The following is a 13003-nucleotide window of genomic DNA, read 5'->3' as shown; positions in this document are numbered from 1 at the left end:
TGATTTACTCGGAAAAGATCATCTCAATTCCCAATGTCAACGACGGGTTGGGCTTGAAATTATCGTCTCTGGGAAACAGCAGCTCCGGCGTACTTTCAAGGAAAAGCCAGTCACTATAAAGCCGTTGGCGGTAAGTGGTGTTAATAAAATAGGCGCTGGTGCGTGGGTTGGGGCGGCTTTCTCCTAACCATCCCAACTGATGGTTCATTGCCCGCTTTTCATCAATTTTCTGAGAAAGAGAAAGAACTTCGGCAAATTCCCAGCCATCCCGGCTATCTACCCACTGCGCTTCTGATTTTGAGCGGAAGAACCAGTGGTCTGATATGGCGTTTTCAAAGTAAAAGGCGCTTGTGTGGCCCCAGCTTTCTGAATGGTAATAATAAATAGACTCATCAACACGGAAGGCCCAAGTATCGGTGAGCTCCCACTCCTTTTCCGCTTTGGCTCTGGCGAATGGGTCTAAAGGAATTTCCAGTTTCACACCCAGATCGCCTTTGAGTTTCCAATCTTTTAGCGCGGCAATTAAGCGGAAGAAGCCTGTACTGGTAGTGTTGGTGGTTTCATCTTCCTTTAATACCCGATTCCGGTTCTTTTCCGCCAATGTCTTGGTTTCATCCGGGTCGTTTTCGATCACTAATTTGAATCGGTCTTGGGTATAAGGAAGGTCCAAGCGGAACTTGAAGCGCGGCTCCGGGTCAATCCCTTCTTCTTTTCGCCAAACGCCAAATAAACCTACTTTTAAGAAGCTGCCGTTGGCGCTCAACTCAGCTTCTTTGCCCCCAAAAAAACCGTCTATATTGCGTCCCAGAGAGCCGAGTCTATTTGACCAGGCATTGCGTTGGTCTACGATCCAGCTGAAGGAGCGCTCAGTCATGGTCTCTTGTTCTGCATCTTCCTCCGTCGTAGGGCCGTTCTCCTCGGCAGGAACTGCGGCCTTAGTTTCAATTGCTTCTTCTGTTTCTTTTCCGTGAGAAAGGGAAGGAGATATGAACTGAAATGAGACGACGGCAAGGGCCGCACAAAGATATCTGTACGCGAACGACACCGGCTAATGCATCCTGGTAAGTGGAAGGGAAAGGCTGCGGCGATAGGGAATCAATGGGAATCCTTTGGTCGCTCGTCCTCGGTTTCAGACCATTTGTCTTTCTCTTCGGCCTCTGCAATTCGATACTCTTCGGACGCCCAGGCGCCCAGGTCGATCATTTGACAGCGCTTGCTGCAGAAAGGCCGAAACTCATTTTCCTGGGTCCATGGGACTTTCTTCCCACAGGTCGGGCAGTCCACTTCCAGGGCGGTGCGAGTGGCTGAAGAGGTAGAAGATTTATCGATCATGCTGCGCCAGTTCTAAATAGTATTCATGCAACTTGGCGACCTCGTGGTACAGGTGGGCCAAGTCCTTATCGTTGAGGATGATATCATCCGCATGTTGGCGTTTATACTCTCTGCCGCTTTGAGTGGCAATAATCCGGCGGACTAAATCCTCGCTATTTTGATCTCTCGCCATCGCTCTGGCGATTTGCACTGACTCAGGAACGTCTATAACCAGTATGCGGTCTACCAGTTCGCGTTGCCGAGTTTCCAGTAGTAAGGGAGAGGCGAGAATACAGTAAGGCGTCTTGCATGCGCCCAGCCAATCGCGGATGCGCTGGTTGATCAGTGGATGTAGCAGACTCTCAAGCCATTTCTTCTGCTCAGGATCATTGAACACCAGCTTGCGAAGCGCTGCGCGATCCAGAACTCCGTTCGGCGTGATCAGGGCGGAACCGAAATGCTCCGCAATATGCTGCAGAGCAGGCTCGCCGGGCTCGACAACGTCACGTGCTACTTGATCGGCGTCGATGCAGGGAATGTCCAATTCAACAAACTTGGCCGCCGCGGCGGACTTACCGCTGGCGATGCCGCCGGTAAGTCCGATGACTAATGACTTATGTTGGGGGATTTGATTCATACAAGGAAAGATACTGCGCCTAAGGCGCAGGGTACATTCCCAAATAGGCGGATACGATATCATTTCCCCAGATCATAGCTATCCAGCCTGCGATGGCCAGATAAGGACCAAAGGGGATAGGGATATTCTTATCTCTACCCAGGATAATGATCATTGCTATCCCAATAACGGCTCCAACCAGTGAGGAAAGCAGAATAATAAGGGGCAGCATTTTCCACCCCAACCAGGCGCCCAGAGCGGCGAGCAGCTTGAAATCGCCAAAGCCCATGCCTTCCTTGCCAGTCAAAAGGCGGAATAAGTGGTAGACCGACCACAAAGCCAAGTAGCCGACTACTGCGCCAATCACAGCTTCTGATAGGGGGGCGAAAATACCCTGGATATTGATTAGTAATCCCGCCCAAAGTAAAGGTAACGTCAGGTCATCAGGCAGTAACTGAGTGTCGAAGTCTATTAATGACAAAGTAAGCAATGTCCAGCTTAAGCCAATGGCCGCCAGTCCCGCCCAACTCATCTTGAAATAGCAGACGACAATGACCGCTAATAAAGCGGTGGCGATTTCCACTAGAGGATAGCGTATGGAAATGCCTGTTTTGCACGAGGAGCACTTGCCGCCAAGAAACAAATAACTGATTACCGGAATATTTTCCCAAGCCCTGATTTTATGTCCGCACTTTGGGCAGGTTGAATCGGGTTTAGAAAGCGTTATCAGGGGCTCGTCTGTTTTGGGGCAGTCGCAGCCTGGAATTTCGGCGCATTGAGCGCGCCACTCCTGCTCCAGCATTTTTGGCTTCCGCAGAATAACGACATTCAAAAAACTGCCGACAATCAAGCCGAAAACAACGACCGTTATATAAAGCAGCGCAGGATTGTGATTGAACTGATTAAAGATATCTAACATCGGTTATATGAGTACAGTTAAAAAAAGACCTCGCAGGAGCGAGGTCTTTAAGGGATATGTGTTTGATTAGACCACGGAGCCCAATTGGAAAATGGGGAGGTACATACCTATAATTAGACCGCCAACTAAAACACCTAAAACAGCCATAATCATTGGCTCCATAAGAGCAGTAAGGTTGTCTACAGCATCGTCTACTTCAGCCTCATAGTGATCGGCGACTTTCTCCAACATGTCATCAAGAGCGCCTGACTCTTCGCCGATTGAAGTTAGCTGTATTGCCATAACAGGAAATACGCCTGTAGTTTTCATGCTGTATTGCAATTGTGTTCCCGAGGATACGTCGTCGCGTATCTTAATTACAGCTTTTCTGAACACCGCGTTTCCAGTGGCGCCGGCTACTGATTCCAATGCGTCAACAAGCGGCACGCCAGCGGCAAAAGTTGTTGATAGAACTCTGGCGAAGCGAGCGACCGCTGACTTATGCAAGATGTCGCCCATGATGGGAAACTTTAATATATATTTGTCGACTGCATCGGAAAATGCTGGTGATCTTCGTCTAGCTTCACTGAAGCTGAATATCGCGGCAATAATAACGCCGAGAATAATGTACCAAGATGCCTGTAGGTATTCTGAAATATTAATAATCATTTGGGTGAATGCGGGTAAGTCCGCGCCGAAACCTTGAAACAGGTCTTGAAACTGAGGCACGACTTTAACCAGCAATATACCTGTTACAATTACTGCGACAACAAGTACTGCAATAGGATATGTCATTGCTTTTTTGACTTTTTTCTTCAGAATCTCTGTTTTTTCGAGATACGTTGCGACTCGAGCCAGCATTGTTTCGAGAGCCCCCGATTTCTCGCCGGAATCGATTAGGTTACAAAACAGGTCATCAAAATACTTGGGATGCTTTTTCAGGGCTCCAGCAAAGCTATTCCCTGCTGCAACCTCGTTTTTAATATCTAAAACCAGCTCTTTTAGAGAGGGGTGCTCCAGCCCATCTGCGACGATATCGAACGATTGTACCAAAGGAACTCCGGCTTTCATCATCGTCGCCATTTGACGAGTAAATACTGCAATGTCAAACGGGGTTATCTTCTTGGTTCTTTTTCCTAAAATACTTTCTGCTTTCTTTTTGACTCTGGTGGGATTGATTCCTTGCTTTCTCAGCTGTGCTTTCACAAGGGCGACATTTGACCCGCTCGTTTCTCCCTTGGTCTTGTTCCCCTTTCGGTCAGTGCCTTCCCAGACAAAGGTTGAATGTTTTTGTGCTGCTTGGGCCATATTTTAATCCTTCGTTACCCGATTTGCGTCTTCTAGGCTGGTTACGCCCTCAATAACTTTCCTCAGCGCCGACTGTCTGAGATTGCGAAACCGTTCTTTCTGAGCTTGCTTGGCAAGTTCCAACGAACTTGCTTCATTCATAATGAGTTCTTGCATAGGGGGCGTGACTCTCACTACTTCGTATATGCCTACTCGGCCTTTATACCCGCCTTTGCATTTATCACAACCTTTAGGGCTGTACAATTTAAAGCCCGTTTCAATTTGTGCATCTGTGAATCCTTCCTCCTTTAAAACTTCTTTGGGGACGGTAATCACCTCTTTACACTCCGCGCAGAGCCTTCTCGCAAGACGCTGTGCAATGATTAGGCTGACCGAGGTTGCAATATTGAAGGCAGGCACTCCCATATTACGTAGGCGCGTCAAGGTTTCTGCGGCGCTATTCGTATGAAGCGTTGATAACACTAAGTGCCCTGTTTGAGCCGCTTTAATCGCGATAGACGCAGTATCCAAATCCCGTATCTCTCCCACCATAACAACGTCTGGGTCTTGGCGAAGAAATGCTCGCAAAGCCGAAGAAAAGTCTAAACCGACTTTGGTGTTTACGTTAACTTGGTTAATGCCTTCCAAGTTGATTTCCACCGGGTCTTCTGCAGTAGATATGTTTCTTTCTGTAGTGTTCAGAATATTAAGGCCTGTATAAAGCGAGACGGTTTTACCGCTTCCGGTAGGCCCGGTAACCAGTATCATGCCTTGTGGTTGCGCAAGAGCGTCCAGATACATTTTCTTCTGATCTTCTTCGTACCCAAGGGCGTCTATACCGAGTTTCGCGCTACTTGGGTCTAATATCCGTAAAACGATTTTTTCTCCCCAGAGCGTGGGGAGAGTGTTCACTCGAAAATCTATGGCTTTGGTTTTGGATAGCTTCATCTTGATACGGCCATCCTGAGGGACCCGTCTCTCGGAAATGTCCAGCTGTGACATTACTTTCAAACGCGCCGACAGCTTGGCTGCGAGTTTTATAGATGGCTTTGATACCTCATGCAATATGCCATCTGTCCTAAATCTGACGCGATAGGTTTTTTCGTAAGGCTCAAAGTGTATGTCTGAAGCCCCCCCTTTGATTGCGTCAAGTAGCATCTTGTTGATGTATTTGACGATAGGGGCGTCATCTTGTTCGGCTCCTGAATCGTCGTCCTTGTCGCTATCGTCGCCGGTCTCTATATCGATATCATCTAAATCCCCGCCATCTATATCGCCCAGAGGCTGCTCTTGGGCTTCGAGATATCTATCGATAGCGGTAGAAAGCTTATCGTCCTCAACGAGAACTGCATCCGTGCTAAGCCCTGTATGGAACTTTATTTCGTCAAGCGCCTGAAGGTTTGTTGGGTCAGCTAGGGCCAGGAACAACCGGTTACCTCTTTTAAACAGAGGCAAGGCGTGATGCTTTCTAATCAGCTTTTCATCTACAATTTTCTCGGGTATTTGGTCTAAAGCAACAGAGTTCAGGTCAACTAAAGGCACACCAAATTCTGCTGAGGCGGCGTAAGCTAACTGGGTGGCTTTGGCCAGTCCCTGTTGCACTAGATAGCTCACAAAAGGGAGTTTTGCTTTGCCTGCATTATTCTGCGCTTCGCGCGCAGTATTTTCCTCGATAATTCCGTCTTGGACAAAGCGGCGCGCTAATCCTGTAAGGGGAGTGGTCATTTGAGTATTCATACTAAGGGATCGACTAAAAAAATAAACATCCTTTCAAAAGTTTAGATTTAATTGGGTGAGTTGGAAAGTTGCATTATAGGTTTTGTGCAGAGTGACAAAAATTGTCAGCAACTGGCGATAATGGTCAGCACTTACTTTTTGTCTAGACTGAAAAAGAGTTTTGGGTGCACAGTGGCATTCTGCTATCTGCTTGAAATAAAAGAAAGTGTGTGAAATGGAGGGAGTTGGCACGCTGTCTGCGTTCACTTTGTGCAAGGTGTCGGCAGTGGCCCCCCAAACGTTTAAATAGTCGAAAGACGATTGAGGAGAAGAGTTGATGAAAAGCATACAAAAAGGTTTTACCCTGATTGAGTTGATGATCGTTGTTGCGATCATTGGTATTTTGGCTGCAGTAGCTATTCCCGCCTACCAGGATTACATTGCTCGCTCCCAGGTTAGTGAAGCTGTTAGCCTCACCTCTGCGGTAAAAGGGTCAATGGCTGAAGCGTTTCAAAATACCGCTGTAAGACCAGGACTGGGTGAAGTTGGCGCAGTTACTTCAGGTAAGTACGTCGCAGGCATGACTGTAGTGGAAATCACAACTAACCGTTGGGCGGTTGTGGCGACGATGAAAACTGCTGGTGTTAATGCAAATATTGCAGGCGCCACCTTTGCAACAGCTACCTATGACGGTGGTCAGCACTGGACTTGCGGTTCTGTAGCGGTTGAAAACGATGGCGCTACAGCTTTCACTGGCGCATCAGATAATACGACTGTTAACAATCAGTATCTGCCGAGTTCTTGTAAGTAAGCTGTAAGTAGCTTTTACTTTAAGCCTCCCTCCGGGAGGCTTTTTAGTTGGAGGGACTGCATTGGCTAATCGTGAAAAAGGGTTTACCCTGGTTGAGCTTATTGTTGTTGTGGCTATTATTGGAGTCATTGCTGCCGTTGCTATTCCGGGCTATACCGATTACGTGGCTAAAGGGCAAGTATCTGAAGCAATTACTTTGACTGAGGGGCTAAAAGTTAAAGTTGTAGAGTTTGTCCAGAATAATGGTCGCCCACCTTCGACGTCTGAGGTGGTGGGTAGCTCAGGTGGAAAATATGTGTCCACTGTTACGGTCTTCAGCCCTGCCATTGATCGAATTGTAATAATGGCCACTATGCAAACCTCAGGCGTAAGTCCGAATGTCAGCGGAAAGACGTTCGCTATAGTGACTGAGGATAATGGGCATAGTTGGAACTGTGGCGTATTGTCGCCTGTGTCTAGCGCTCATACGTCTGTAAGCGAGCACTACTTACCAGCATCCTGTAAATAGCGGTATTAACTGCTATCCTGCTTTTGGCCCGTAAACTTTCTACTTTTACATTGGCTTTATCCTCCTCCCTGATTGTGAATAGTTGATACTGAATGATAAATAATAGGCTGTGTTTCGTTATTCTCATGGCTCTGAGTGTCGGGCTGCTCCTTTTGTTTTATATAGGGGCGAAAGGCGGCATTCCTATATTAGACGACCAGCATGTGCTGCAGAGACTGGCTGGCTCAGAAGGAATGTCATGGCTTGATGGCTTTCTTCGCTATATCTCTGGAGATGTTGGAGACTTAAAACGCCCTGTTTCCTACTTGTCTATCTATCTTCAGCGTGGCTCGCTAGAACAGGGATTGCTCCCTTTTAAGCTGTTCAACATTGTACTTCATGCGCTTAATGGGCTGTTGGTATTTTGGCTTGCACGAAGGTTGATGCTGATAAAGCTTCTGCCTAATACTGCCAATGTAGTTGCTATTGGGTGCTATATTCTCTGGTCATTTGCCCCTATTCAAGTGTCAACGGTGCTTTACGTTACTCAAAGAATGGCCGAGCTATCGGCGTTCTTCACATTTTCGGCTCTAATCCTTTGGACATATTTCAGAGAGGCCCAAGGAGATGTTAAGCAAGCAGGGGCTCTGTTTCTTGGTGTCGGAGGGCTTACTGCTTTGGCGACATTGAGCAAAGAGAATGGTTTCTTGACAATTCTTTTGGTCCTAGTGCTAGATCTGACTATTTATCATAAGGCGCCCAAAAGTAGAGTTTATCAGACATGGGCATTTCTCGTTGTTTATGCTGGCCTTGCTATCTTTACACTGCATATTTTGCTTAATACAGATAAATATTTTGTAAGAGGCTTCTCTGGGCGTGACTTCAACGTATATGAACGTGTGCTGACAGAAAGTCGTATTCTTGTAGAGTATGTGCTGAAGTTTATTTTTCCAAGCTCTTTTCAGTTTGGTGTTATTAATGAAGAGGTAGTGATTTCTAGAGGACTATTGAGCCCAATTAGTACACTTTTCTGCTGTATAGTGTGGACGGGGGCAATTGCTGGCGCCTGGTTTGCTAGGCGTAAATTTCCTTACTTGTCGTTTGCAGTTTTATTTTTTCTTGGCGCTCACTCTATGGAGTCAACAGTCCTTTCGCTAGAACTGTATTTTGAGCATAGAAATTATGTTCCCACATTTAGCTTATCGCTTCTTATTTCATATGCGATTGTATGTTTCATCAAAAATAAGGCTGTTAATGGTAAAGTAAAAGCTATTGCTGCCGCGTCTTCGATTGCTTATTTTGTCTTAATAGTTCTAATTGCAAAAAGCGAAGTTTCGCTGTGGTCCAAGCCTGTGCAACAAGCTCTGAGGTGGTACCAACAAGCGCCGTTGTCCCAGAGAGCCTATTCTCACCTCGGGTCAACGCTTTTTCGGTTTGGGCTTTACAAAGAAGGGGCTAACTTTTATAAGGAAACCCACCAAGACTTTCCCGATGACCCGACAAAAGAATTGCTATGGTATGAGCTAGTTTGTGTTGATAGCAGTTTGCCTGTGCCAGATATGGAAGAGTTTTTGAATAAGGCTCGTAAAGCTAAATTCTATAATCAAACTATTGTGCTACTGAATGCCTTGTTAGATCTAAAGGAGCAAGGTCATTGTAATAATGTTACTGTAGATGATCTTGATTTAATTGCAGATGCCTTTTTGATTAATCCTAGCTATAAGCGTAGATATAGATCCATTTATGTTTATAAGTCTCGATTGAGTCAATATATAAATGATATGCCGGAGGCGACAAAGAGCTTAGAGAAAGCAATTTCTATCCATTGGAGGTTGGATATTGCACTAAGCTTGGCGGAGAAGTATCTTTTTCTAGGGAAAGTGGATAGCGCTGGAAAACTAATTGAGGATATTGAGAGGCACTGCTCCGGCTTGGTGTTGAGCTGCAATAGTAACTCTAAAGATATTGCTTATTTGCACCAGCTATTGAAAAAAATGAGAGAAAAAGATAAGGCTTTATTATGATAAGTGTAGTAATACCTGCTAAGAATGAGCTGGTTAATCTAAAAGTGCTGCTCCCTAAACTATTGGCCTCTCATCCTGATGCTGAAATTATTGTTGTAGATGATGGCTCATCAGATGGAACAGGAAGTTATTGTATTGGGCTCGGGATAAAAGTGATCGCCCATAAGTACAGCAAAGGCAACGGTGCGGCTATCAAGGCGGGAGCAAGGGCGGCTGCAGGCGATACACTTGTATTTATGGATGCAGATGGACAACACTCTCCAGCTGATATTCAAATACTTCTGAATAAGCTTGATGAGGGCTATGATATGGTGGTTGCGGCAAGATCTCGCGCTTCTCAAGCAAGCTTAGGTCGTTATCTTGCTAACTCTCTCTATAACAAGTTGGCCTCTCTTATGGTTGATCAGAGAGTTGAAGACTTAACTTCGGGGTTCCGAGTTGTTCGGGCCGGCAAATTTAAGCAGTTCCTTCATTTGCTGCCTAATGGCTTTTCTTATCCATCAACAATAACTATGGCATTCTTTCGAATGGGGTACTCAGTAGGATACCAGAAAGTAAATGTTGGACAGAGGGAAGGGAAAAGCCATATAAGACCTCTTCACGACGGGTTTCGCTTTCTTTTAATTATTTTTAAGATTGGGACGCTGTATTCGCCATTAAAGTTTTTTGTCCCTATTAGTCTTTTTTTCTTATTTACAGGACTTGGTTATTACAGCTATACATATTATAACTTCCATCAATTTACTAATATGAGTGCTTTGCTTTTAGTAACCAGTGTCATTGTGTTCCTGATAGGGTTGGTTTCTGAACAGATATCGGGGCTTCAATATTCAGTAGGCGAGTCTGAAAAAAGTAATAACTCTGAGTAAATTTTTTTGTATAGCATTGCTGTATTTTTCCAAGAGAAGGATGCAGCTTTTTCTCTTGCGCGATTGGCCATATCTGATCTTAGCGAAGGAGTTTGTAGCAGGACCTCTATATGTTTTCTTAGCTCAGACTCCGAGCCCCTTGAAAATATAAATCCATTTTCGCCACTCTCAACCAAGTCTGTTGCTGCCGGATAGTCGGCGAGGATGGGGACATTACCGCAAGCCATACCTTCCAAGACTGCCAGCCCTAACCCCTCATGATCAGATGCTTGGACAATAATATGGGTACTTTGAAGGAGACTGCAGAGTTCCGAGTGGCTGAGGTGGCCGTGCATGGTAACGTAATTAGTTAGCTTTAATCTTTCTATTTCACTTATCAACTTTTCCATCTCTGGTCCTAATCCTGCGAAGTGAAGTCGAACCTTGTCCTTCTCTGCTATTAGTGAAAAAGCTTTAAGTACAAGCAATGGGTTTTTTTCTTCTACCAGTCTACCTACACATATAATGGAAGTTACAGGGCTTTGTTTATTGGGAGGAGAGTGTAGAAAGAAATCATCTATCCCCATCGGGGCTGTTATTACGTTATTCTTTTCAGCTCGATTTAATAACTGCTGAATTTCTTTTGTTATCGGAGTGCTCACAGTTGTAATTATGTCAAACTTGCGCAGAATTACTCTTTTGAAGCTGGATAAAAAGTGGGAGCTACTAACTATTTGGTCGGTACCGTGGATTGTCAAAATGAGCTTTGTCTTCTTAGGTAACGCCCAAGAACAAGCCCATAAACTAACTCCCTGGGGGATTAACCAATGCGCATGAATGATGCTGAATTTTTTAGTGTGAGCTAGCTTAATAATGCTGAATATTTGAGCTAGTACGAATAAAGGGATTAAAAATGAAAGTAGTGGATTTGCCTTAATATTAGGTAAAATACCTGCTCCATAAGCTAGTCTTTCCAGCTTTTGTGGGGCATACCTATAGCGGACTACTTCTACCCCATTCATATATTCTTCCAATCTGGCTCCCATATGATGTGGTGCTAATACAGTTGAATGAATTGCGTTATTTTCTAGTTCCTTAGTAAGGTCGAGGATAAATCGCGGTACTGAGTCATGCTCGAATCTTGGGAATGTCGAAGTAAGTACTAAAATTTTAATCATGTTCTTTGAATATATTCGATTTTCTATCTAATGTTCCCTTGAAGTAACTAATTGCCAAGGCTGACTTGACTAAATACTTTGTTATTAAGTATGGGAGTAGTGAGTTTGAAATTGTAAAATCTAAGAAAAATATAAAAGCGGAGGATAAGGGGATAGTTAGTTTCAGTAGTGATCGAGAGACGTTGGATATAAATTCCGCGTCAAATTTGGCGTAAACGGCCTCTCTATAGGCTTCAGGGTGTTGCTTAAAAAAAATTACACTTGACTCTTTCCCCGCGGCGTAAAATTTTTCGCCCATGCTCTTCACGGTTAAGCCGTTAGTTGTGTGTGTTGCGATGCAGTCTGAAGCCACTATCATATTTTGGTCGCCATACTCGCTTACCAGCCTGGAAATTAGATCTCTATCTTCAAAACCATATGAATGGTAATGATTAGAGAAGTATCCAATTTTTACTAAGGCCGTCCTTGTTATGGAGAAATTGGCTGTGGTCTGGTTTCTTATTTTACCTGATTTCCTTTCATGGCATACATCTTTCAAGTACCTTGCCCAGAAGCCAGAGTCATGGTAAGACGATGTGGTAAGGCCGAAGCAAGCAATTTTCCCATATTGAAGCAGCGGATTAATTAAGTCATGCAGGGCGTGGGGTGTTTGCCATTGACAGTCACAGTCCAGTATGATTATGAATGGCGCGCTTCCTGCTTTCACACCTGTATTAATGGTTGAGCTTCGACCTTTATTCTCTGAATGCTGTATAATTTTAAGGCGAGTGTTTCCTGTATGTGATTTAAGGTATTCATAAGATTTATCTGTAGAGCTATCATCTACAGCAATAATGTTGATCTTATATGTCTGATAAAGCTTCTGGCTATCTATTGATTTTAGGCATTCTAAAATATGGGCTTCACCGTTGAATACGGGTATTACTATATCAATGTTTATACTGGCGTTCATGGACTTTTACTAATAAGCTTACTGTCTTGTTGTAGAAGTTAGGAAAACGGGAGAGTAAATATAGGCTTGCCAGTCTTTTTAAGTTGCTAATGGATTTAGTGTGCTGTATTACTTTAATAATACCAATTTTTACTTTTCTGTTATATAAATCGTTTATTGATTGGCAGTTTGCTTCGTAATACGAAAGAGAGTTATGATGCTTCTTCATGAACTGCAAATAGCCTTGATAAGCTTTGCTTGATGTAGATATTCGTGTGAGTTCGCTCTCCTGATCAACAATATAAGAGCAACCTTCCAGTCTAAAGCCTGGCCCAAAAGTCTCTATTAAGCGCAACTTTAAGTCATAATCCTGCCAGGCATCTAGAGATTCATCAAAGCCGCCTATCTTTATGATTTTTTCTCTTTCAGTAAAAACTTGTATGCCGGAATAGTTTTGTATTTTTATATCTTGAAGAGTTATTAGTTTAGAAGGTGACGAGTAGATTCTTATTTTTCCCTTAGAGTAAATTCCGTGGCTATCACATACGAAACTGTAAGTCTCATTATACGCAGTCACTAGTTTCTCAATTCTATCTGCGGTGAAGAAGTCATCGTCGTCAAGATAAGTAATTAATTTTGCATTTGAAATTTTAGTTGCATGGTTCCTTGATTTGCAGGCGCCAAGAGATTTCTGGTTTATTACTGCAACTAGCTTTCCTTCTCTCTCAAGTTGTTTAAGGTAGTAAGGAGTTTCGTCGCTAGAGCCGTCATCCACTATAATGACTTCTATCGATGGATAGGTTTGATTTATAGCCGATCTTAGGGCTCTCTTTAAAAGCTCTAGTCTATTTTTTGTTGTAATGACGATACAAACTTTTGGTGGCATATGAAGCGGA

13 protein-coding genes are annotated in these 13003 nt (G+C 44.2%); 4 read left to right on the top strand and 9 right to left on the bottom strand.

The genetic code is table 11. From position 1 onward, the window contains the following. Positions 1–4 precede the first annotated feature (4 nt). From HCH_RS23730 to pilB, 6 genes are all read right to left on the bottom strand, one after another. Entirely contained in the window at positions 5–1045 is a 1041-nt protein-coding gene (locus HCH_RS23730) for a hypothetical protein (protein WP_011399021.1), read from the bottom strand. Positions 1046–1095: 50 nt separating this feature from the next. Further along, a complete protein-coding gene (yacG, locus tag HCH_RS23725; RefSeq protein WP_011399020.1) occupies positions 1096–1332 on the bottom strand; it encodes a DNA gyrase inhibitor YacG in 237 nt (78 codons plus the stop codon). Then, positions 1322–1948 carry a dephospho-CoA kinase gene (gene coaE / locus HCH_RS23720; protein ID WP_011399019.1) on the bottom strand — a complete coding sequence of 209 codons (627 nt, stop codon included), beginning with the start codon at positions 1946–1948 and terminating at the stop codon, positions 1322–1324. Before coaE ends, yacG begins: the two co-directional genes overlap by 11 nt. Positions 1949–1967: 19 nt before the next feature. Then, a complete protein-coding gene (locus tag HCH_RS23715) occupies positions 1968–2846 on the bottom strand; it encodes a prepilin peptidase (protein WP_011399018.1) in 879 nt (292 codons plus the stop codon). A 66-nt stretch (positions 2847–2912) separates the two neighbouring features. Next, positions 2913–4133, bottom strand: coding sequence for a type II secretion system F family protein (locus HCH_RS23710; protein ID WP_011399017.1), 1221 nt, complete (start codon positions 4131–4133; stop codon positions 2913–2915). 3 nt (positions 4134–4136) lie between these two features. Then, positions 4137–5849 (bottom strand): type IV-A pilus assembly ATPase PilB, encoded by a 1713-nt coding sequence (pilB, locus tag HCH_RS23705; RefSeq protein WP_011399016.1) that lies wholly within the window; start codon positions 5847–5849, stop codon positions 4137–4139. Positions 5850–6165: 316 nt separating this feature from the next. Between pilB and HCH_RS23700 the strand changes: the two genes are divergently transcribed. From HCH_RS23700 to HCH_RS23685, 4 genes are all read left to right on the top strand, one after another. Next, a complete protein-coding gene (locus HCH_RS23700; RefSeq protein WP_011399015.1) occupies positions 6166–6639 on the top strand; it encodes a pilin in 474 nt (157 codons plus the stop codon). Between the two features lie 61 nt (positions 6640–6700). Beyond that, entirely contained in the window at positions 6701–7147 is a 447-nt protein-coding gene (locus HCH_RS33255; protein ID WP_011399014.1) for a pilin, read from the top strand. Between the two features lie 125 nt (positions 7148–7272). Then, positions 7273–9150: a hypothetical protein gene (locus HCH_RS23690; protein WP_041598890.1), complete on the top strand. Its 1878-nt coding sequence runs from the start codon at positions 7273–7275 to the stop codon at positions 9148–9150. After that, positions 9147–10019 carry a glycosyltransferase family 2 protein gene (locus HCH_RS23685; protein WP_011399012.1) on the top strand — a complete coding sequence of 291 codons (873 nt, stop codon included), beginning with the start codon at positions 9147–9149 and terminating at the stop codon, positions 10017–10019. The genes HCH_RS23690 and HCH_RS23685 overlap by 4 nt, the downstream gene beginning before the upstream one ends. Here HCH_RS23685 and HCH_RS23680 read toward each other — a convergent pair. From HCH_RS23680 to HCH_RS23670, 3 genes are read right to left on the bottom strand one after another with little or no spacing between them, the layout of a single operon-like run. Beyond that, the gene (locus tag HCH_RS23680; RefSeq protein WP_041598889.1) at positions 9974–11176 is read right to left on the bottom strand and encodes a glycosyltransferase; all 1203 of its coding nucleotides are present in this window, start codon (positions 11174–11176) and stop codon (positions 9974–9976) included. The two genes, HCH_RS23685 and HCH_RS23680, sit on opposite strands and share 46 nt — an antisense overlap. Continuing rightward, complete coding sequence (locus HCH_RS23675; RefSeq protein ID WP_011399010.1) at positions 11169–12128, bottom strand: glycosyltransferase family 2 protein; 960 nt, start codon at positions 12126–12128, stop codon at positions 11169–11171. The genes HCH_RS23680 and HCH_RS23675 overlap by 8 nt, the downstream gene beginning before the upstream one ends. Beyond that, complete coding sequence (locus tag HCH_RS23670; protein ID WP_011399009.1) at positions 12106–12993, bottom strand: glycosyltransferase family 2 protein; 888 nt, start codon at positions 12991–12993, stop codon at positions 12106–12108. The genes HCH_RS23675 and HCH_RS23670 overlap by 23 nt, the downstream gene beginning before the upstream one ends. Positions 12994–13003: the final 10 nt, after the last annotated feature.

It is taken from the genome of Hahella chejuensis KCTC 2396 (assembly GCF_000012985.1).
Lineage (GTDB): Bacteria > Pseudomonadota > Gammaproteobacteria > Pseudomonadales > Oleiphilaceae > Hahella > Hahella chejuensis.
The sequence above is the reverse complement of the archived record's forward strand: the minus strand, read 5'-3'. Positions and strand labels throughout refer to the sequence as shown.

Excerpts from the sequence above, each read along its gene's own strand:
- HCH_RS23675 (WP_011399010.1), bottom strand. The coding sequence starts at position 12,128 with ATGAACGCCAGTATAAACATTGATATAGTAATACCCGTATTCAACGGT.
- HCH_RS23700 (WP_011399015.1), top strand. The coding sequence starts at position 6,166 with ATGAAAAGCATACAAAAAGGTTTTACCCTGATTGAGTTGATGATCGTT.
- HCH_RS23710 (WP_011399017.1), bottom strand. The coding sequence starts at position 4,133 with ATGGCCCAAGCAGCACAAAAACATTCAACCTTTGTCTGGGAAGGCACT.
- HCH_RS23690 (WP_041598890.1), top strand. The coding sequence starts at position 7,273 with ATGGCTCTGAGTGTCGGGCTGCTCCTTTTGTTTTATATAGGGGCGAAA.
- coaE (WP_011399019.1), bottom strand. The coding sequence starts at position 1,948 with ATGAATCAAATCCCCCAACATAAGTCATTAGTCATCGGACTTACCGGC.
- yacG (WP_011399020.1), bottom strand. The coding sequence starts at position 1,332 with ATGATCGATAAATCTTCTACCTCTTCAGCCACTCGCACCGCCCTGGAA.
- HCH_RS23680 (WP_041598889.1), bottom strand. The coding sequence starts at position 11,176 with ATGATTAAAATTTTAGTACTTACTTCGACATTCCCAAGATTCGAGCAT.
- HCH_RS23715 (WP_011399018.1), bottom strand. The coding sequence starts at position 2,846 with ATGTTAGATATCTTTAATCAGTTCAATCACAATCCTGCGCTGCTTTAT.
- HCH_RS23670 (WP_011399009.1), bottom strand. The coding sequence starts at position 12,993 with ATGCCACCAAAAGTTTGTATCGTCATTACAACAAAAAATAGACTAGAG.
- pilB (WP_011399016.1), bottom strand. The coding sequence starts at position 5,849 with ATGAATACTCAAATGACCACTCCCCTTACAGGATTAGCGCGCCGCTTT.
- HCH_RS23685 (WP_011399012.1), top strand. The coding sequence starts at position 9,147 with ATGATAAGTGTAGTAATACCTGCTAAGAATGAGCTGGTTAATCTAAAA.